Source organism: Paraburkholderia sp. JPY465 (assembly GCF_050436725.1).
In the GTDB taxonomy this organism is placed as follows: Bacteria; Pseudomonadota; Gammaproteobacteria; order Burkholderiales; family Burkholderiaceae; genus Paraburkholderia; species Paraburkholderia youngii.
The window spans coordinates 1,385,151-1,404,797 of sequence record NZ_JBNDMT010000002.1 but is presented as its reverse complement, the minus strand read 5'-3'; the positions used below and the strand labels follow the sequence as shown (position 1 = coordinate 1,404,797).

The window sequence follows — 19,647 nt, the reverse complement described above, 5'->3', positions numbered from 1 at the left end:
GATTCCGATTGCCATGTACAAGAAGGGCGTAGCCGTAGAAATCCAGTTTTCCCCCGAGCGGCTCAACGACGGCGCCGGCGATCCGTACTGGATCGATCTGACGCACGACGAAGCGCAGCGCCTGCTCGACAGTCTGCAGGCGCGGCTCGCGGGAACCGGTAGCGGCACGGTCGCGCCGCTCGTCGTGAGCCTCGATGCGACGGCGCGCACGACCGCGGCGGATGCCGCCGCGCTCGACACGCCCGATGCGCCGTCGGCCGCGAACGCCGCCGCGGCCGTCGAGTTCAAGCAATGGGTCTGCGTGATCTGCGGCTGGGTCTACGACGAAGCCGCCGGCGTGCCGGAAGAGGGCATCGCGCCGGGCACGCGCTGGGCCGATGTGCCGGCCGACTGGCGCTGCCCGCTGTGCGATGTGGGCAAGGACGATTTTGCGCTGGTGGAGTTTTAAGGGTTCCCTTCCGGATAATCCGCGCCCTCGGTCGTCGCTCGCCAGGTGTCGAAATCGCCGCGCATGAAATCGAGCTTCTTGTACGCGAGATCGAGCGCGGCCTTGCCGAGCAGCAAACGCAGCGGCGGCGCGTCCGACAACGCCGCATCGATGATCGCCTGCGCGGCGCGTACCGGGTCGCCGGCCTGCTTGCCGCTGCGCGCTTCGGTCTGCTTGCGGCGCTCGCCGGCGGTCGACGCGTAGTCGTCGATCAGCGTCGCCGACTGCTTGATCGACGGCCCCGCCCAGTTGGTGCGGAACGGCCCCGGCTCGACGATCAGCACGCCGATGCCGAGCGGCTTCACTTCCAGCGCCAGCGACTCCGACAGCCCTTCGACCGCGTACTTGGTCGCATGATAAAAGCCGGTCGCCGCGAAACTCGTAATGCCGCCGATCGACGACACGTTGACGATCAAACCGCTGCGCTGCTCGCGCATGATCGGCAGCACGGCCTTCGTGATGTCGATGAGACCGAACACGTTGGTCTCGAACATCGCGCGCACTTCGCTGTCGTCGCCTTCCTCGATTGCGGCCAGATAACCGTAGCCCGCGTTGTTGACGAGCGCGTCGATGCGGCCGAAATGGCGTTTCGCCTGCGCGACCACGGTTTCGATCTGCGCGCGATTGGTCACATCGAGCGGCAGCACCAGCGCGCGCTCGCCGTGCCCCTCTGCGATGTCCTTCACTTTCGCTGCATCGCGCGCGGTGACGACCGCGCGCCAGCCACGTTCGAGCACGAGCTTCGCGAGCTCGCGGCCGAAACCGGTGGAACAGCCTGTGATCAGCCAGACGGGATTGTCTCGATTCATCATGTGGAACACTCCTGTTGAGGGTCTATGACGTGAAGACTCGAAAACGGCGCGCCGATGCGGCGCGAACGCGCGGCGCGTCGGTAATCGGTATGCGGGTGATGTCAGCTTGCAGCGTGCCCGGTTCGCGCGGCGGATGATTCGGGCGGTAGCCCCGCGCGAGCGCGCGTGCTGCTGCGCGGATTCGCCGGGCGATGAGGCGGGGCGCCGCCGTGACTGCTATGACTGCGAGGACCGCGTGGGGCTAGTGTGACGTTTCAATTGTAGTCGCAGCGCAGCGGCTTCGCTTTGCAGCGCGCCGACGAACGCGTCCGCGAGCGGATGCGCGGGCCGGTGCTCGGGACGGATGACGCTGACGCGAAACGGCAGCGATAACGCGAGCGGCCGGATATGCAGATTGCGGCCCGCGAAATCGAGAGCGGTCAGCGGATTGACGATCGCGATGCCGAGCCCCTGCCGCACGAAGCTGCACACGGACACCGCGGTCGGTGTTTCGAACAACAGGCGGCGCGCGATGCCAGCCCGCGCGAACGCTTCGTCGATCTGCAGCCGGTAGGGATCGTTGGCGGACAGGCTGATGAACGCCTGATCCGCGCAGTCTTTCAACGCGATCACGCGTTTAGCGAGCAGCGGGTGAGCGTCGGGCAGCACGCATACTTCATCGACGGCGATCAGCGGCGTGAGCCGCGTGCCGGGCGGCGGCGCGTCGTGCTCGGTGAGGCCGAGGTCGTAGCGCTGCGCGGTCAGCCATTCTTCGAGAAACGGCGACTCCTGCGTCGCGATCGAAACGCTGACACCCGGCTGGGCATCGTGAAAGCGTTTGACGGCGCCCGGCAGAATCGAATGCGAAAACACCGGCAGCGCGATCACGGACAGCTGGCCGCCCTTGAATTCGCGCAGCGCGGCCGCCGTCGACGCGACGCGCTCCAGCCCGACATACGCGCGCTGAATCTCGTCGAACAGCGTCAGCGCGGATTGCGTTGGGCGCAACCGGCCCTGCACGCGTTCGAACAACGCGAAGCCGATGCTCTGTTCCATGCGGGCGAGTTCGCGGCTCACGGTGGGCTGCGACGTGAACAGCATCTCGGCTGCCTTGGTGACGCTGCCGGCCGTCATCAGCGCGCGGAAGATTTCGATGTGCCGGTGCGTGAGCGCCATGTGGGTTTGGGATATATCAGAAGTGAATAGATCAGCGATAGATTGGTATTTTACTGAATGATCGCCGCGGCTCATCATCTCGGCTACCGCTTTCACAAAGCTTCGACATGCAACCGACCATGACGCCATTCAACCCCCATCAACTCGCCGGGCTCGCGCGCCAGCACGGCACGCCGCTATGGGTGTACGACGCCGACACGATCCGCCAGCGCATCGCGCAGTTGCGCAGCTTCGACACGATCCGCTACGCGCAGAAGGCCTGTTCGAACGTGCACATCCTGAAGCTGATGCGCGACGAAGGCGTGATGGTCGATGCAGTCTCTGTAGGCGAACTGGCGCGCAGTTTTGCGGCGGGGTTTGCGGCTCAACCTGCGTCGCACGACGCACCCGAAGGCGTGGTATTCACCGCCGACGTGCTCGACCATGCGACGCTGGCCACCGTGCTCGACGAGCGGATCACGGTCAACGCCGGCTCGCTCGACATGCTCGACCGGCTCGGACGGCATGCGAGCGAAGGCCATCGCGTGTGGCTGCGGATCAACCCAGGCTTCGGTCACGGCCATAGCAGCAAGACCAACACTGGCGGCGAGCACAGCAAGCACGGCATCTGGCGCGACGACCTGCCACGCGCGCTCGAACTGGTGCGGCGCTATCGGCTGAAGCTCGTCGGGCTGCACATGCATATCGGCTCCGGTGTCGACTACGCGCATCTCGCGAAAGTCTGCGACGCGATGGTCGATGCAGTGTCTGAACTCGATGAGGATATCGAGGCGATTTCCGCGGGCGGTGGTTTGTCGGTGCCGTATCGCGACGGCGAGCCGAGCGTCGATACCGCGCATTACTTCCGGCTGTGGGACGATGCGCGGCGGCGCATCGAAGCGCGCGTCGGGCATCGTGTGCGGCTCGAAATCGAACCTGGGCGCTTTCTGGTCGCGCGGGCAGGGGTGCTGGTCGCCGAAGTGCACGCGCTGAACCGGCGGCCGTCGCGGCAATTCGCGCTGCTCGACGCGGGCTTCAACGACCTCGTACGGCCATCGTTCTACGGCAGCCATCACGAGATCAGCGTGCTTAGGCGCGACGGCACGCCGAGCGATGCGCCGGTCGACTGGTTGAGCGTGGCGGGGCCGTTGTGCGAGGCCGGCGACGTGTTTACGCAGGCGGAAGGCGGAGTCGTGACGAGCCGCTCGATGCCCGCGCCTCAAGTAGGCGACCTGCTCGTGTTTCACGATGCGGGCGCGTACGGCGCGTCGATGTCATCGAACTACAACAGCCGGCCGCTTGCTCCCGAGGTGCTGATCGAGCGCGGCAATGCGCGGCTGATCCGGCGCAGGCAGCGCATCGAAGAATTGATCGCGCTCGAAGAAACGGCGGGTTGAACTTCAAAGCTCAACGCGCCCGCACCGTGCGCGTGTACGACGCGATCATCGTCGCGAACTCCTGCGCGGCTGGCGTCAGCGGAATCGCCGCGCGTTGCAGCAGACACACGTTCTGCTGCAACGCGCGCTCGCGCACCGGGATCGTCGTCAGCATGTCCGCGAACGGCCCGCGCTTCGTGATGACCGACGATTCGAGCGACAGGCAATCCGTCGCGCCTACCAGATGCAACGTCTCGTATAAGCCCTCGACGGTCGCGACGATCTTCGGCGGTGGCAAACCGTGGCTGTCGAACAGATGGCTCAAGCGGTTGACGTGCGGCTCCTCGGTCAGATTCGGCGAGCGCGTCGTCACCCACGTGCAATCGACGAGCTCGGCGAGCGACTTCGCGCCCGCCTTCGGATGACCACGCTGGCACACGATCACCGGGTCGGACGGATAGAGCGGCGTGACCGACAGATCGGCGGTATCGGTCTGCTTCGAAACGAGCGCGACCGCGAAATCCAACGTGCCTTCGCGGATCCACGAAATCATCATGCGCGACGTGCCCGTGCGCAGATGCACGGCGACGCGCTCGAAGCGCGCACGAAATTCCATCAGCACCGGCGCGAACGCGTCGACGAGCGGCTCGGTCGTCATGCCGAACGTCACCTCGCCCACGTAGTCGCCGCGCAACTGACGCACGTCCTCCTCGGCCCGCTCGCATTCACCGAGGATCGCGCCGGCCCGCTGCAGCAGCCGCTGGCCTAGCGTGGTCAGCGCAATGCCGCGATTGGTGCGCGTGAACAGCGTTGCGCCGAGCATCGATTCGAGATTCTGCAACTGCTGCGTGATGCCGCTTTGGGCGATGCCGAGCGCGCGCGACGCCGCGCGGATGCTGCCATGCTCGGCGACCGCCGTGAACGCGCGCAACTGCGAAATCGTCAATGCCATGGCGTCAGGGTCGGGTGATCGGTAAAAGTGATCATGATAGTCCGAACGAGACTTCTTTGAGGCGCGGCGGCAGCTTACGATCGCGCTGTCCTGATCCGCTCCCCGTCGCCTTCCATGAAAACTCTGCTGATGACTCTTTGCGCCGCGCTGGCTTTCAGCAGCGGCGCGTTCGCCGCTGACGCCAACACATTGCGCCTCGGCATCGACCCGACCTATCCGCCGATGGACTCGAAGGCACCCGACGGCAGCCTGAAGGGCTTCGACGTCGATCTCGGCAACGAGATTTGCCGGCGCATCCACGCGCATTGCCAGTGGGTCGAACTCGAGTTTTCGGGCATGATCCCGGCGCTGCAGGCACGCAAGATCGACGCGGTGCTGTCGTCGATGGCGATCACCGAGAAGCGCGAGCAGCAGATTTTGTTTTCGTCGAAGCTGTTCCAGTTCAAGTCGCGGCTGATCGCGCGGCAAGGCTCAGCGCTCGCGCCTACGGCGAGCGGACTTGCCGGCAAGCAGATCGGCGTGCAGTCGGGCACGCAGTTCGAGGGCTACGCGCTGAAGAACTGGACGCCGCTCGGCGCGAACGTGGTCGCCTACAAGAGCCAGGACGAGGTGTTCGCCGATCTGCGCAACGGGCGGCTCGACGGTGCGTTGCTCGGCACCGTCGAGGCCGATTACGGCTTCCTGCGCACGCCCGCGGGCAAGGGCTTCGCGTTTGTCGGCGAGCCGCTTTCGATGGGCGATCGCGGCGTCGGCATCGGCTTGCGCAAAGACGAAACCGGGGTGCAGGCATCGATCAACGCGGCGATCGCGTCGATGCGCGAGGACGGCACCTATGCGCGGATTGCGAAGAAGTACTTCGACTTCGATCCGTACGGCAACTGATCCGGATTTCCAACTCATCTTCACAGCTTTCCATTCATGAACAGGCAATCGATTCCGCTTCTGTCGCCGGCTATCGGCACGCACCGCGAGCTGGTGTCGTTTCATTTCGGCCCGGCCAATAGCGCGCAGAAGATCTACATCCAGGCGTCGCTGCATGCCGACGAAACACCGTCGATGCTGACCACGGTGCTGCTGAAACGGCGTTTGCTGGAGCTCGAACAGGCCGGCGCGCTGAATGCGGAAATCGTGCTCGTGCCGGTGTCGAATCCGGTCGGGCTCAGTCAATACGTGCTCGGTCAGTTCGTCGGCCGCTTCGATCTCGGCAGCGGCAAGAACTTCAACCGGCATTTCGTGCAGTTCACGAAGCTCGTCGAGAATGCAAAGGAGGTGCTGGGTACCGACGCGAACGAGAACCGCCGCATCGTGCGCGCACTGCTCGCGGCCGAACTTGCGCGACAGAAGCCGCTGACCGAATTCGACTCGCTGCAACTGGCGCTGCTGAAGCTGTCGTGCGACGCGGACGTCGTGATCGATCTGCATTGCTCGCTCGAAGCGGCGATGCATGTGTACACGAGCGAGGCAGCGTGGGCCGAGTTCGAGCCGCTGTCGCGCTACCTCGGCGCCGAGGCTTCGTTGCTCGCGACGGATTCGGGCGGCGGCGCGTTCGACGAAACGCATAGCCTACTGTGGTGGACGTTGCAGCAGCAGATGCCGGCGAGTAAGCCGGTGCCGACCGGGTCGATCGCGGTGACGGTCGAATGCCGCGGCCAGCGCGACGTGTCGTACGAAATCGCGCAGCAGGATGCCGACGCGCTCGTCGACTATCTGGTGTGGCGCGGTGCGATTCGCGGTGAGGCCAAGCCGTTGCCGCCGCTGTTGTCGCCGGCGACGCCGCTCGCGGGCAGCGAGCAGTTCTATGCGCCGGTAAGCGGGATTCTCGTGCACCGCGCGAAGATCGGCGACACGATCCGCGTCGGCCAGCCGCTGTTCGATATCGTCGATCCGCTGACCGACGAGACGACCACGATCGCGAGCCATACCGAAGGGGTGCTGTATATGCGGCGCGCGATCCGTTTCGTGACGGCCGGTGCGCCGCTCGGTCGCGTGACCGGCACGCGGCCGATCAGAACGGGTGTGTTGCTGGGCGCCTGATCGTTTGACGGAGGCGCGCGCCTCGTCGCACCGCCTACGCGCGGGCGGCAAGAGCTACGACGCATCGCGTGCCGCTATGCCGGCCTCGGCATCCGGGACCGCGTCGACGCATCGCGCGACGGCGCTCACATGCGCCGCTGCAGCGTTGCCGTGAAGTTGAATGGCGCGACCCGACGCGGCTATTCCGCGTCTCGCCGATTGTGCGGATTTAATCTCTTTCAGCCGCGAAAAAGCCCAAGCCCGCTTGCGGACAAAGGCCGATACTCGTCGTCATATTCAACGTGTGTCGGCGCGGCCGGCTTTTTGAAGGAGACGGACAAAGTGAGCAAGGCTATCCAGTGGAGCGGGGTGTTTCCCGCCGTCAGCACCCAGTTCAAGCCGGATTTCTCGCTCGACATCGACGCGACGCACCGCGTGGTCAGCAATCTCGTCAAGGATGGCGTGTCGGGTCTGGTGGTCTGCGGCACGGTCGGTGAAAACACTTCGCTGAGCACGTCGGAAAAGTTGCAGGTGATCGAGGCCGCGCGCGACGCGTGCGGCGGCAAGGTGCCGGTCGTCGCGGGCGTCGCCGAGTTCACGACCGAGTTCGCGCGGCAGACGGTGCGTGAAGCGGCGCGTGTCGGCGTCGACGGCGTGATGGTGATGCCGGCGCTCGTCTATTCCGCGAAGCCGCACGAAACCGCCGCGCATTTCCGCTCGGTCGCGACCAGCACCGACCTGCCGGTGATGATCTACAACAACCCGCCGATCTACAAGAACGACGTGACGCCGGACGTGCTGATCGCGCTGCAGGACTGCGAGAACATCGTCTGCTTCAAGGATTCCTCGGGCGATACGCGGCGCTTCATCGATCTGCGCAACGCGGTGGGCGACCGCTTCGTGCTGTTCGCCGGCCTCGACGACGTGGTGGTCGAAAGCATCGCGGTGGGTGCGGAAGGGTGGGTGTCGGGGATGTCGAACGCGTTCCCGAAGGAAGGCGAGACGCTGTTTCGTCTCGCCACGCAGAAGCGTTTCGATGAAGCGTTGGCGCTGTACAGCTGGTTCATGCCGCTGTTGCACCTCGACGCGCGCCCTGACCTCGTGCAATGCATCAAGCTGTGCGAGGAACTGCTCGGCCGAGGCAGCGCCGTTACGCGTCCGCCGCGCCTCGCGCTGCAAGGCGACACGCTCGCCGAAGTCAAAGACATCGTCGCGAAGGCGCTCGCTACGCGTCCGACGCTGCCGGACGTTGGTCTTTAGGAACGCCTGAAAGACATCGGCATCCTGTCCGCCTGGTAGGGGAAACAGGATGCCGAACCCCAACCGCGAGCGCTGATCTCAACTCGCCGTCAGCACCGGAGCGACCGCAGCCGGATCGCTGATACTCGGCCGGCCGTTCTCGACGTGACCGGCAAAGCGGCGCGAGAAGCTTGCGTCGTCGCTGCTCGTCACCGTCAGGTCGTACCAGTGATGGCTCGACGCAAGCACCCAGCCTTCTTCGATATGGGCATTGGCCGGCACGACCATGGTGCGCGGCCGCGCGCCGTACGCGTTGTCGATCACAGTCAGATGCGCGATGCCACGACTGCCGTTGCTGAACCTCAGGAACACGTTGCCATTCGCGACGTCGTATCGCGCGGTCACTTCAGGCTGAGCCGTCTTGTAGTTGTTATGCACATTCTGCGTGCTCGCCTGCGTGTTCCCCGCGAACTTGCGCACGAAGCCGTTCGGACCGAACACGTCGAACGCATACACGCCGTTCGTCGTGCTCAGGTTGAACGTATCGCTGAGCGACTTGCCCGCTTCGACCGTGTAGCGCCACGGACCATCGGTGCGATTCGTCGCGTACACATAGAAGTGCGCGCCCTGCTCGCCGGTGTTGCCGATCGTGATTTCAAACGTGTTCCTGTCCGCATTCGCCGCGCCGTTCACGTGCAGTTCGTACGGCAACGCGCGCGCAAAGCGGATGCCCGCTTCTTGCGCTTCGACCGGAGCCGGCGTCGTCGGCACGGTCGGCTTCGGTTGCGTCTTGCACTGGTTGTCGGCCATGTCCAGGTAGCTTTTGGTATCCGGCAGCGTCGGCATCCTTGAATCCGGCGTGCGGAAGTCGAACGCGGTGCTCAGATCGCCGCACACCGCGCGACGCCATGCCGTGATGTTCGGCTCATGCACGCCGAAGCGCGTTTCGATGAAGCGGATCACCGACGTGTGATCGAACACCTGCGAGCACACGAAGCCGCCCTTGGTCCACGGCGACACGATCGTCATCGGCACGCGCGGGCCGAGGCCGTACGGATAGCCGTCGGCCGTGTATTTGCCGCCGCGCAGCGGATTGACGACGTCGTGGATCTCGCCGTCGGTCGTCACTGTCGACTTGCCTTGTGCGGACGTCGTCGGCGGTTGCGGCGGCACGAGGTGATCGAAGAAGCCGTCGTTCTCGTCGTACATGACGAAGAGCACGGTCTTGCTCCACACCTCGGGGTTCGACGTCAGCGCGTCGAGAATCTGCGTCGTGTATTCGGCGCCGTACGCGGGCGTGAAGTTCGGATGCTCCGAATACGCAGCCGGCGCGCACAGCCACGACACCTGCGGCAGCCGGTTCGCGAGCACGTCGGCTTTCAGGTCGTCGACCGTGCGCACGGTTTGCGCGCGCTCGTGGAGCGGCGAACCCGGCTGAGCGTTGATGAAATTCGTGAAGTTCTGAAGGATGTTGGTGCCGTAGTTGCCGTTAAGCGGATCGAAGGCCGTCGTGCCCTGCTGATAGATCTGCCATGAAATGCCCGCGGCCTGCAGACGCTCCGGATACGTGGTCCACGACAGCAACTGATAATTCGGCGGACGATCGCCGTCCGCCCAATCGTTGTTGTCGAGCAGCGGGCCGCCCAGCGTGCCGGTCGGGTCGATCGTGCCGGTCATCAGATACGCGCGGTTCGGGTGCGTCGGTCCCGGCAGCGAGCAGTAGTACGCATCGCAAATCGTGAATGCGTCGGCGAGCGCGTAGTGGAATGGGATGTCGCTACGCAGGTGGTAGCCCATCGTCATGCCGGTCTTGTTGGCGGGCCATTGGTCGCAGCGGCCGCGGTCGATCGCGGATTGGGTCTTGTGCCACGTGTGATCGAGTTCGCCGACGCATTGCGCGCTCGTCGTCGCGGTGTTCAGATGGAACGGCAGCATGGGCCTGGCCGGGTCTTCCTTCGACGGCTGATTCCACACCGGCAGACCGCTCGGCAGCGGAATCGGGAAGCGGTCGTTGTAGCCGCGCACGCCGCGCAAATGACCGAAGTAGTGGTCGAACGAGCGGTTCTCCTGCATGAACACCACGATGTGCTCGACGTCGCGAATCGTGCCCGTGCGCGAAAACGCGGGCACTGCCAGCGCGTTGCGGATCGACTCGGGCAATGCGCTCATCGCGGCGGCGGCGCCCGCGGATGAAGCCACGGTTTGCAGGAAACGGCGACGACTAGTTGATGTCATCGAATATCACCTTCTGCGTAAAGGAAGAATAGCGCGGGTGGACGCGAAGTTGGGGTGTTTCGTTGTCGGTGACACGTTGCTCTTGCCGATCAGTTGCGAGCTAGTCGTCGGTTGATCGAAAGACAATGGAAAGTATTGGGAAGATCGATGTTCATGGCGCTGCCATCTGCGCTATGTTTGCTGCATTCCGGTTCGCGTATGAGCACGATTCAATGACTCGCATCGATTCATCCATCGACATCTCGCAACTCGAAGACGAATGGCTCGAAGCCGACGGCTTCGGCGGCTTTGCGTCGGGCACGGTCGGTATGTTGCGCACGCGCCGCTACCATGCGCTGCTGCTAGCCGCGACGCGCGCGCCGGGCGGGCGCATGGTGCTCGTCAACGGCATCGAGGCGTGGGTAGAGGCGGGCGGCGAGCGCTTCCCGGTGACCATGCAACGCTATGGGCCTGACGTGATCTATCCGGATCTGCGCGGCAAGCTGCTCGGTTTCGATACCGCGCCGTGGCCGAGCTGGCGCATTCGACTCGATACGCATACTGCGATCATCGCCGAGGTGTTCGTCAGCAAAGCGACGTGCGAAACGGTATTGCGCTGGCGGCTCGAAGGCGGCGGACTCGATGCGCCGATGATGAAGGTCAGACCGCTGTTGTCGGGCCGCGATTATCACGCGTTGCATCACGAGAATCCGGCCTTCGACTTCGGTGCGCTACTCAGCGCCGATCAATCGTGCGCGAGCTGGCAGCCGTATGGCGGACTGCCGGTCGTGCGGGCGGCGACGAACGGCACCTATACGCATGCGCCCGAGTGGTATCGCAACTTCTGCTACGTGCGCGAGCAGGAGCGCGGTCTCGACTGCAGCGAAGACCTCGCGGCGCCCGGCGTGTTCAGCTTCGATCTCGCACAGGGTGAAGCGGTGATGATTCTGAGTGCAGCGAGCACGGCCGCCACCCAAAGCTCCAACGACAAACCGCAAGCCGCCGCCCACGCCGCCGAGCTCGCCGACACCGAACAACAACGCCGCACCGCACTCGGCTCGCGCCTGCAGCGGTCGGCCGACGCCTACGTCGTCACGCGCAACGAAGGCCGCACGATCCTCGCAGGCTTTCCGTGGTTCACCGACTGGGGCCGCGACACCTTCATCGCGATGCGCGGCCTGCTGATCGCATCGAACCGTCTCGACGAGGCCGAAGCGATCCTGCTCGAATGGTCGGGCACGCTGTCCGACGGCATGCTGCCGAACCGCTTCCCCGACTATGGCGACGCGCCCGAATACAACTCGGTCGATGCGTCGCTATGGTTCATCGTCGCGGTTCACGACTATCTGGCTATGCCCCATGCAAGCGCGCAGACGCGCGCGCATCTGCAGCAAGCCGCCGAAGCGATCCTGACCGGCTACACGAACGGCACGCGCTTTCACATCGCCTGCTGTCCCGACGACGGTCTGCTGCGCGCCGGCATCCCCGGCGTGCAACTGACGTGGATGGATGCGAAAGTCGGCGATTGGGTCGTCACGCCGCGCATCGGCAAGCCGGTCGAAGTGCAGGCGCTATGGATCAATGCGCTGCGAATCGCGTCGGCATGGAACCCGCAGTGGCGGCAGGCTGCGGAGCAAGCGACGCTCGCATTTCACCGGCGCTTCGTCGATCCGGCCACGCAGACGCTGTTCGATAGCGTCGACGTCGATCATGTGCCGGGTACGGTCGATCGCTCGGTCCGGCCGAACCAGATCTTCGCGATCGGTGGCCTGCCGTTTCCGCTGCTCGAAGGCGCGGCGGCGCGCGCGGTCGTGGCGCAGGTCGAAGCGCAATTGCTGACGCCGCTCGGCCTGCGCTCGCTTGCGCCGTCCGATCCGGCCTATCGCGGCCACTACCGCGGCGCGCAGCTCGAACGCGACGGCGCCTATCATCAGGGCACCGTGTGGGTATGGCTGATCGGCCCGTTCGTCGAAGCGTGGCTGCGAGTGAATGGCACAAGCGCCACGAATCTCGCGCAGGCGAGGACGCGTTTTCTCGCGCCGCTGTACCAGCATCTCGATCACGCAGGGCTCGACCACCTGTCCGAGATCGCCGACGGCGATGCGCCGCACGCGCCCGCCGGCACGCCGTTCCAGGCCTGGTCGCTCGGAGAAATGCTGCGCGTCGAAAGTCTGCTTGCCCGATTCGAGCGCGACGGGGCGTAAACCGCGCTACGATGTTGGGTCCTACCGCCAGGCTTGTTGCAAGGACGTTCTCATGCCACCGCTGCGCGCTGCCAATCTGCTTGCCACGCTCGAAGGTTCCCGGCTGCATTCGCCCGAATGCGGCCACTGGCAGCGCTGGGGGCCGTATCTGAGCGAGCGCCAGTGGGGCACGGTGCGCGAGGACTACAGCGCGGACGGCACCGCCTGGGACTCGTTTCCGCACGACCATGCGCGCAGCCGCGCCTACCGCTGGGGCGAAGACGGCATCGCCGGATTCGGCGACGACCGGCTCAGCTGGTGTGTATCGCTCGCGCTGTGGAACCGCAAGGACCCGATCATCAAGGAGCGCCTGTTCGGCCTGACCAACGCGCAGGGCAATCACGGCGAGGACGTGAAGGAGCTGTACTTCTATCTGGACGGCACGCCCACGCACTCTTACATGCGCATGCTGTACAAGTACCCACATGCGGCCTATCCGTATCAGGATCTGATCGACGAAAACGCGCGCCGCGGCGGGGACATGCCGGAGTACGAAGTGCTCGATACCGGCGTGTTCGACGATCTGCGCTATTTCGACGTGCAGGTCGAATACGCGAAGCACACGCCCGATGACATCGTGATGCGCGTGACGATCGAAAATCGCGCGGACGAGGCGGCCTCGCTCGACGTGCTGCCGCAGATCTGGGCGCGCAACTCGTGGTCGTGGAAGGAGAACAAGGACAAGCCGAAGCTCGTCGCCGGCACCGACCACGACGGCGCGGTGCGTCTGCTTGGCCATCACCATGTGCATGAGCCGATCGTGGTGACCGCGTGGTCGAAGGACGCGCCGCAACTCGCGTGGCTGTTCTGCGAGAACGACACCAACGTCAAGCGGCTGTTCGGCATGGACGGTGCGGGCCCGTTCAAGGACGGCTTCAACGACTACCTCGTGCACGGCGACGCGAACGCGATCCGTCGTGACGCAGGCACCAAGGCCGCCGCGCATGCGCAGCTGGAACTCGGGCCGCATGCACGCGCGGTGGTGTATCTGCGCTGGCACCCGCAATCGGCGACCGATGAAGCGCCATTCGATGCCGACGCGTTGATCGCGCGCCGCCTCGCCGAGGCGGACGAATTCTATGGCGCGTTGCAGCACGAGATCACCGACCGCGATGCGCGCCTCGTGCAACGCCAGGCGCTCGCCGGCATGCTGTGGTCGAAGCAGTACTACCAGTACGACGTGCAGCGCTGGCTCGACGGCGACCCACTGCAGCCGAGCCCGCCCGCCGCGCGCAAGCAGGGCCGCAACAGGGACTGGCGACATCTGTGCAACGCGGACATCGTGTCGATGCCGGACAAGTGGGAATACCCGTGGTACGCGTCGTGGGACCTCGCGTTTCATGCCGCCGCGTTCGCGCTGATCGATCCGGCGTTCGCGAAGAAGCAATTGCTGCTGCTCGTGAAGGACCGCTATCAACACCCGAACGGCCAGTTGCCCGCTTACGAATGGGCGCTCAGCGACGCGAACCCGCCCGTGCATGCTTGGGCCGCATGGCGCGTGTACGAGATCGATCGCGCGCTGACCGGCAAGGCGGACCGCGATTTTCTGGAGCTCGTGTTTCACAAGCTGCTGTTGAATTTCTCGTGGTGGGTGAATCGCAAGGACGCCGACGGCCACAATATTTTCCAGGGCGGCTTTCTCGGGCTCGACAACGTCGGCATCTTCGACCGCTCGTCGCCGCTGCCGACCGGCGGCCACATCGACCAGGCCGACGGCACCGCGTGGATGGCCGCGTATGCGCTCGACCTGATGCGGATCGCGCTCGAACTCGCTTACGCGAATCACGTGTTCGTCGACATCGGCGTGAAGTTCTTCGAGCACTTCCTGTACATCGCGGAAGCGGTCAGTTGCGACGACGGCTGCGACACGGGTCTGTGGGACAGCGCGGACGAATTCTTCTACGACAAGCTGCGCTTGCCCGACGGCAGCAACATGCCGATGCGCGTTCGCTCGATCGTCGGACTGATACCTCTGTTCGCCGTGCATGTGCTCGAAGAGCGTTTGCATGGCGGCTTGCCGGGCTTGCGCGAGCGCCTCGTATGGTTTCTCGAGCATCGGCCCGATCTCGCGAAGCTGGTGTCGCGCTGGAACGAACCCGGCAAGGGCAACGCGCTGCTGTTGTCGTTGTTGCGCGGGCATCGGATGAAGGCGTTGTTACGGCGAGCGCTCGACGAAAGCGAATTTCTTTCCGATCACGGCGTGCGGGCGTTGTCGCGTTGCCATCGCGAGCATCCGTTCGTGTTCCAGCACAACGGCAACAGCTTCTGCGTGAAGTATCTGCCGGCCGAATCCGATACCCGTGTGTTCGGCGGCAATTCGAACTGGCGCGGGCCGGTGTGGATGCCGGTCAACTATCTGCTGATCGAATCGCTGTACGAGTTTCATCGCTATTACGGCGATGATTTCCGCGTCGAGTATCCGACCGGGTCGGGCCAGAAGTTCTCGTTGAGCGAAATCGGCGACGAACTCGCGCGCCGCGCGACCACGCTGTTCCTGAAGGACAAGAACGGCGAGCGGCCGGTGATGGGCGCGTATCCGCTGTTGCAGGCGGACCCGCGTTCACAGGATCTGATCCTGTTCCACGAGTATTTTCATGGCGACAACGGTCGTGGCGTCGGCGCTTCGCATCAGACCGGCTGGACCGGGCTCGTCGCGTTGCTGTTGCAGCCGCGCGCGATGGCGGCGTCGGGCAACGTGCCGCTTGCCGGGGAACCGGCGCCGGCGCCCGCGCCGATTCCGGTGAAAGAACCGGTGCCGTCGCTCGCGGCCGCGACGTCGAAGTAAGCACGCCGCGCGCTCGCGCGCGAAGGCGATTGAACTGTGCGGCAGCGCCCGTGGTCTTTCATGTATCGCCACGCTCGTTCCATCGGCCTACCAGGTTCCAGGTGAATCCCATGTCGACTACACCGAACTCTTCCGCCTCTTCCGATCAGACCAACGCAACGCCCGCCTTGAGCTGCAAGCTCAGCTCGAACCGATACGACACGCTGTCGTCGCCCGCCGGCAAGAAGCCCGCACCGCCGTGCACGCTCGTGATCTTCGGCGCGGGCGGCGATCTGACCAAACGTCTGTTGATGCCGGCGCTCTACAACCTCTCGGTCGATGGACTGCTCGACGACAGCATGAAGATCATCGGCGTCAATCACGGTGAGCGCGAAACGCGCGAATGGTGCGACGAACTGCATACGTCGCTGCAGAAATTCGCCGCCGACAAGGCCAGCACCTTCCACGCCGGCAAGCTCGACGACAACGCGTGGAACTGGGTCGCGCAGCGCCTCGAATACATGGCGGGCGAGTTCGAATCCGACGATACGTTCGCCAAGATGAAACAGAAGCTCGATCAGTCGAAAGTCGGCAACGTGATTTTTTACCTCGCGGTCGGCGCGCGTTTTTTCAAACCGATCGCCGAGCGGCTCGGCAAGGCCGGTCTGCTGAAGGAAGGCGACGGTGCGAACGGCGGCTTTCGGCGTCTCGTGATCGAGAAGCCGTTCGGCACTGATCTCGCATCGGCGCGCGATCTGAACGCGCACATCCTGTCGTATGCGAAGGAATCGCAGGTGTACCGCATCGACCATTTTCTCGGCAAGGACACCGTGCAGAGCATTCTCGCGGTGCGCTTCGCGAATGCGATGTTCGAGCCGGTCTGGCGGCGCGAGTACATCGACTGCGTGCAGATCACGGCGGCGGAAACGATCGGCGTCGAGGGGCGCGGTCGGTTCTACGAGCAGACCGGCGCGTTTCGCGACATGGTGCCGAACCATCTGTTCCAACTGCTCGGCATCGTTGCGATGGAGCCGCCGAATTCGTTCGACGCCGAAGCCGTGCGCGACAAGAAGGTCGAGCTGTTCGACGCGATCCAGCCGCTGAAGCCCGACGGCGTCGTATTCGGCCAGTACGAAACAGGGCCCGCCGGTGTGGGCTATCGCGAGGAGCCCGACGTCGCGCCCGGCAGCACGACCGAAACCTACGCGGCGGCGCGCGTGTTCGTCGAGAACTGGCGTTGGGCCGGCGTGCCGTTCTATCTGCGTACCGGCAAGCGGCTCTCAGTGCGCCGCACCGAAATTTCGGTGCAGTTGAAGCCGGTGCCGTTCCGCCTGTTCCGCGACACGCCGGTCAACGCATTGACGCCGAACGTGCTGACGTTGCGCATCGATCCCGAGCACGGCTCGAGTTTCGATTTCAATGTGAAGGCGCCGGGCCCGGTGATGCAGATCGGTGCGGTGCAATCGTCGTTCAACTATGGCGACTTCTTCGATGAGCGCGCGAACGTCGGATACGAGACGCTGCTATACGACTGCATGCTCGGCGACGCAACGTTGTTCCAGCGCGCCGATGGCATCGAGACGGCCTGGTGTGCGGTCGACGACGTGCTGCATCCGAAGAGCGGCGGTGCTCTGCCGGTGCACGGTTACGCCGCAGGCAGCGACGGGCCGGCCGAAGCCGACGCGCTACTCGCGCGCGATGGCCACGCGTGGCGGCCGTTGCAGCAGAAAGCGCCTAGTGGCAAGTCGTAGCGGCAGCTTTGAACGAACCCGCAGAAACGCATCACAACCGCCTCACCACAACCTGGAGACATCGTGGCGACACGCAACAGGAACGCAGTGAAACGAAACGCGCCGAAGAGCGGCAGCGAGCACATCCTCGCGATCGACGTCGGCGGCACCGGCCTTAAGGCCGCGATCATCGACGCCAACGGGCAGATGAAAACCGAGCGTGTGCGCGTTGCGACGCCGCATCCGTGCACGCCGGATCAACTGGTTGACGCGCTCGTGCAGCTCGTGGCTCCGCTCATCGAGCAGGTGCAGCCTGTTTGTATCTCGATCGGCTTTCCGGGTGTCGTGCGCGATAACCGCATTCTGACCGCGCCGCACTTCGGCATCGAAGGATGGCACGACATCGCGCTCGCGGATTCGCTCGCGCGGCGCCTGGGCGGTCTGCCGGTGCGGATGATCAACGACGCCGAGATGCAGGGCTTCGCGGCGATCGAAGGCCACGGCCTCGAATTCGTGCTGACGCTCGGCACCGGCGCCGGCACCGCGATGTTTCGCGATGGCGAGCTGATGCCGCATCTGGAGCTCGCGCATCATCCGGTCAGCAAGAAGGGTGTCGCGTACGACGAATACATCGGCGAGGCCGCGCGCGAGCAGGTCGGCAACAAGCGTTGGAACCGGCGTGTCGAGAAGGTGGTCGGCATTCTCGAGTCACTGGTCAATTACGACAAGCTGTGGATCGGCGGCGGTAACGCAGCGCGCATCAAGTTCAAGCTGCCGGCGAACGTGGCGACCGTATCGAACGACGCGGGGATAGAGGGCGGTGCGAAGTTGTGGCATCCGCTGTCGGTGCGCGAGACGCGGCAGTTTCCGGAGGCCACGGAGAAGACGGGGCGGTTCAAGCCGAAGTGAGGGGGTGGGCGGTTGCTGCTTGATGGGCTTCTCAGCGCTGCCACGCTCCTTCCAAGGCCCTCAGTAACCTTCCCAAACCCAGAGACTCTCCATGACTCGCATTCAACGGGACATCGCGCGGCGCCTCCTCTCCGCTGTCGCGTGCGCGCTGCTCGCTTGCACGAGCGCGCATGCCTACGCGGCACCGGCCTTCGCAGTGTCGTCACCAGGACTGGCGGACGGCGGCACGCTCAACGTGAGTCACGCGGCGAGCGCGAACAACTGCGGCGGCGGCAACGTGTCGCCCGCATTGCAATGGCATAACGCGCCGGCCGGCGCAAAGAGCTTCGCGGTGACGATCTTCGATCCCGACGGCGCGAAAGGCCTCGGCATCGTGCACTGGATCGTGTATGGCATCGCACCGGGTACGACCGGACTCGCCGAGGGCGAAGCCGCGCCGGCGGGCAGCGTCGCCGGCACGAATCGCACCGGCGGCCCCGGCTATTACGGGCCGTGTCCGCCAGTCGGCGATGTGCCGCACCACTACGTCGCGCAGGTCTATGCGCTCGATCTGCCGCCCGACGCATTGCCGGCCGGCTTGACGCGCGACGCGTTCCTCGCCGCGATCAAGGATCACGTGCTCGCCGCGACGAGCACCGTGCTGCGCTATGGACGATGAAGTCGCGCGGGCAAACACCTACCGCGCGTGATCTGCCGAAGGGCGCTTAGCGCGCCGCATCTCCCCAGCGATACTGCACGCTCGCTTCATCGAGCTGAGTCTTGATGGCGTCGTCGAGCGTCAACTCGGCCGCCGCGAGCGTATCGCTCAACTGCTCCGCGCGACTCGCACCAATGATCGCCGACGTAATCAGCGGATTCGCGAGTACCCACGCAAGCGATATCTTCGCCAACGACTCGCCGGTCGGCGCAGCGATCGCCTTCAGTCTTTCGATCGTGTCGAACTCGCGCTCGTGCCAATAGCGCTCTTGATACATCGCGCCAGCCTTGCCGACGCTTTCGGTGAAGCGCCCTTCGGCGGGCGTCGCATCGAGCCGATGCTTGCCCGTCAGCAGTCCGCCCGCAAGCGGGTTATAGGGCATCACGGCTAGCTGCTCCTCGGCGGCCAGCGGCAGCAGCTCACGCTCGATCTGACGAAACAGCAGGTTGTAGCGCGGCTGGACCGACACGAAGCGCGCGACGCGCAGCACGTCCGCGCGTCCCAAAGCTCGCGCGAGCCGATACGCAAGAAAATTCGACACGCCGATATAGCGCGCCTTGCCCGAGCGCACGATCGTATCGAGTGCTTCGAGCGTCTCGTCGAGCGGGGTTTTCGCGTCGTCGGAATGGAGCTGGTACAGGTCGACGTAGTCAGTGCCGAGGCGCTGCAAGGACGCATCGATCGCATCGAGCAGGTGTTTGCGCGACGCGCCCTGATCCCACGCGGCGGGCCCCATCTTGCCGACCGCCTTGGTCGCGACGATGAAGCGCTCGCGCTTGCCCTTCAGCCAGCGTCCGACGATTTCTTCGGTGCGTCCGGCCAGGTCTTCGCCCGCGCCGAGCGGGTAGACGTTCGCGGTATCGATGAAATTGACGCCCGCATCCGCGGCCGTATCGAGGATGCGGTGCGATGCGGCTTCTTCGGTTTGCAGACCGAAAGTCATGGTGCCGAGACACAGGCGCGAAACGGTCAGGCCGGTGCGGCCGAATTGGCGATATTGCATGAAGTCGACTCCAGAGGGGACGAAAGCGTTTGCCGGAAGGGTGGGGCCTTAATGTTATATGCGGTGTTGTAAAA

At 64.8% G+C, this 19,647-nt stretch carries 15 protein-coding genes; 10 read left to right on the top strand and 5 right to left on the bottom strand.

The genetic code is table 11. The features are described from left to right. Positions 1-13 precede the first annotated feature (13 nt). Positions 14-448 carry a rubredoxin gene (locus QFZ94_RS08520; RefSeq protein ID WP_429456226.1) on the top strand — a complete coding sequence of 145 codons (435 nt, stop codon included), beginning with the start codon at positions 14-16 and terminating at the stop codon, positions 446-448. Here QFZ94_RS08520 and QFZ94_RS08515 read toward each other — a convergent pair. Beyond that, positions 445-1,299, bottom strand: a complete 855-nt coding sequence (locus QFZ94_RS08515; protein WP_410848686.1) for an oxidoreductase — start codon at positions 1,297-1,299, stop codon at positions 445-447. The two genes, QFZ94_RS08520 and QFZ94_RS08515, sit on opposite strands and share 4 nt — an antisense overlap. 216 nt (positions 1,300-1,515) lie before the next feature. Next, entirely contained in the window at positions 1,516-2,454 is a 939-nt protein-coding gene (locus QFZ94_RS08510; protein WP_429456223.1) for a LysR family transcriptional regulator, read from the bottom strand. Positions 2,455-2,561: 107 nt separating this feature from the next. Here QFZ94_RS08510 and lysA point away from each other — a divergent pair, with 107 nt between their 5' ends. Then, complete coding sequence (lysA, locus tag QFZ94_RS08505; RefSeq protein ID WP_429456221.1) at positions 2,562-3,830, top strand: diaminopimelate decarboxylase; 1,269 nt, start codon at positions 2,562-2,564, stop codon at positions 3,828-3,830. A gap of 10 nt (positions 3,831-3,840) precedes the next feature. Here lysA and QFZ94_RS08500 read toward each other — a convergent pair whose 3' ends face one another. After that, positions 3,841-4,761, bottom strand: a complete 921-nt coding sequence (locus QFZ94_RS08500; RefSeq protein ID WP_429456219.1) for a LysR substrate-binding domain-containing protein — start codon at positions 4,759-4,761, stop codon at positions 3,841-3,843. Positions 4,762-4,875: 114 nt separating this feature from the next. On the opposite strand from QFZ94_RS08500, the gene QFZ94_RS08495 reads away from it, so the two are divergent. From QFZ94_RS08495 to QFZ94_RS08485, 3 genes are all read left to right on the top strand, one after another. Further along, a complete protein-coding gene (locus tag QFZ94_RS08495; protein ID WP_429456217.1) occupies positions 4,876-5,643 on the top strand; it encodes a transporter substrate-binding domain-containing protein in 768 nt (255 codons plus the stop codon). A 36-nt stretch (positions 5,644-5,679) separates the two neighbouring features. Further along, on the top strand, positions 5,680-6,795 hold the full coding sequence (locus QFZ94_RS08490; protein ID WP_368583388.1) for a succinylglutamate desuccinylase/aspartoacylase family protein: 1,116 nt from the start codon (positions 5,680-5,682) through the stop codon (positions 6,793-6,795). A gap of 321 nt (positions 6,796-7,116) precedes the next feature. Continuing rightward, positions 7,117-8,034, top strand: coding sequence for a dihydrodipicolinate synthase family protein (locus tag QFZ94_RS08485; protein WP_429456214.1), 918 nt, complete (start codon positions 7,117-7,119; stop codon positions 8,032-8,034). Positions 8,035-8,112: 78 nt separating this feature from the next. On the opposite strand, the gene QFZ94_RS08480 is transcribed toward QFZ94_RS08485, so the two are convergent. Then, positions 8,113-10,248, bottom strand: coding sequence for a phosphocholine-specific phospholipase C (locus QFZ94_RS08480; RefSeq protein WP_429456212.1), 2,136 nt, complete (start codon positions 10,246-10,248; stop codon positions 8,113-8,115). A gap of 212 nt (positions 10,249-10,460) precedes the next feature. Between QFZ94_RS08480 and QFZ94_RS08475 the strand changes: the two genes are divergently transcribed. The 5 genes from QFZ94_RS08475 (at position 10,461) to QFZ94_RS08455 (ending at position 18,531) form a co-directional block, all read left to right on the top strand. Next, positions 10,461-12,431, top strand: coding sequence for an amylo-alpha-1,6-glucosidase (locus QFZ94_RS08475; RefSeq protein WP_429456210.1), 1,971 nt, complete (start codon positions 10,461-10,463; stop codon positions 12,429-12,431). A 52-nt stretch (positions 12,432-12,483) separates the two neighbouring features. Then, a complete protein-coding gene (locus QFZ94_RS08470; RefSeq protein ID WP_429456208.1) occupies positions 12,484-15,255 on the top strand; it encodes an MGH1-like glycoside hydrolase domain-containing protein in 2,772 nt (923 codons plus the stop codon). Between the two features lie 110 nt (positions 15,256-15,365). Beyond that, positions 15,366-16,985 (top strand): glucose-6-phosphate dehydrogenase, encoded by a 1,620-nt coding sequence (gene zwf, locus QFZ94_RS08465; RefSeq protein ID WP_429456206.1) that lies wholly within the window; start codon positions 15,366-15,368, stop codon positions 16,983-16,985. A gap of 63 nt (positions 16,986-17,048) precedes the next feature. Further along, complete coding sequence (locus QFZ94_RS08460; RefSeq protein ID WP_429456204.1) at positions 17,049-17,873, top strand: ROK family protein; 825 nt, start codon at positions 17,049-17,051, stop codon at positions 17,871-17,873. Between the two features lie 91 nt (positions 17,874-17,964). After that, a complete protein-coding gene (locus QFZ94_RS08455; RefSeq protein WP_429456202.1) occupies positions 17,965-18,531 on the top strand; it encodes a YbhB/YbcL family Raf kinase inhibitor-like protein in 567 nt (188 codons plus the stop codon). A 46-nt stretch (positions 18,532-18,577) separates the two neighbouring features. Here the strand turns inward: QFZ94_RS08455 and QFZ94_RS08450 are convergent, their stop codons facing one another. Further along, positions 18,578-19,573, bottom strand: coding sequence for an aldo/keto reductase (locus QFZ94_RS08450; protein ID WP_429456200.1), 996 nt, complete (start codon positions 19,571-19,573; stop codon positions 18,578-18,580). Positions 19,574-19,647: the final 74 nt, after the last annotated feature.

What these genes read in the sequence shown, in the direction of transcription:
- QFZ94_RS08520 (WP_429456226.1), top strand. Translation starts at nt 14, where the DNA reads ATGTACAAGAAGGGCGTAGCCGTAGAAATCCAGTTTTCCCCCGAGCGG.
- QFZ94_RS08515 (WP_410848686.1), bottom strand. Translation starts at nt 1,299, where the DNA reads ATGATGAATCGAGACAATCCCGTCTGGCTGATCACAGGCTGTTCCACC.
- QFZ94_RS08510 (WP_429456223.1), bottom strand. Translation starts at nt 2,454, where the DNA reads ATGGCGCTCACGCACCGGCACATCGAAATCTTCCGCGCGCTGATGACG.
- lysA (WP_429456221.1), top strand. Translation starts at nt 2,562, where the DNA reads ATGCAACCGACCATGACGCCATTCAACCCCCATCAACTCGCCGGGCTC.
- QFZ94_RS08500 (WP_429456219.1), bottom strand. Translation starts at nt 4,761, where the DNA reads ATGGCATTGACGATTTCGCAGTTGCGCGCGTTCACGGCGGTCGCCGAG.
- QFZ94_RS08495 (WP_429456217.1), top strand. Translation starts at nt 4,876, where the DNA reads ATGAAAACTCTGCTGATGACTCTTTGCGCCGCGCTGGCTTTCAGCAGC.
- QFZ94_RS08490 (WP_368583388.1), top strand. Translation starts at nt 5,680, where the DNA reads ATGAACAGGCAATCGATTCCGCTTCTGTCGCCGGCTATCGGCACGCAC.
- QFZ94_RS08480 (WP_429456212.1), bottom strand. Translation starts at nt 10,248, where the DNA reads ATGACATCAACTAGTCGTCGCCGTTTCCTGCAAACCGTGGCTTCATCC.
- QFZ94_RS08475 (WP_429456210.1), top strand. Translation starts at nt 10,461, where the DNA reads ATGACTCGCATCGATTCATCCATCGACATCTCGCAACTCGAAGACGAA.
- QFZ94_RS08470 (WP_429456208.1), top strand. Translation starts at nt 12,484, where the DNA reads ATGCCACCGCTGCGCGCTGCCAATCTGCTTGCCACGCTCGAAGGTTCC.
- zwf (WP_429456206.1), top strand. Translation starts at nt 15,366, where the DNA reads ATGTCGACTACACCGAACTCTTCCGCCTCTTCCGATCAGACCAACGCA.
- QFZ94_RS08455 (WP_429456202.1), top strand. Translation starts at nt 17,965, where the DNA reads ATGACTCGCATTCAACGGGACATCGCGCGGCGCCTCCTCTCCGCTGTC.
- QFZ94_RS08450 (WP_429456200.1), bottom strand. Translation starts at nt 19,573, where the DNA reads ATGCAATATCGCCAATTCGGCCGCACCGGCCTGACCGTTTCGCGCCTG.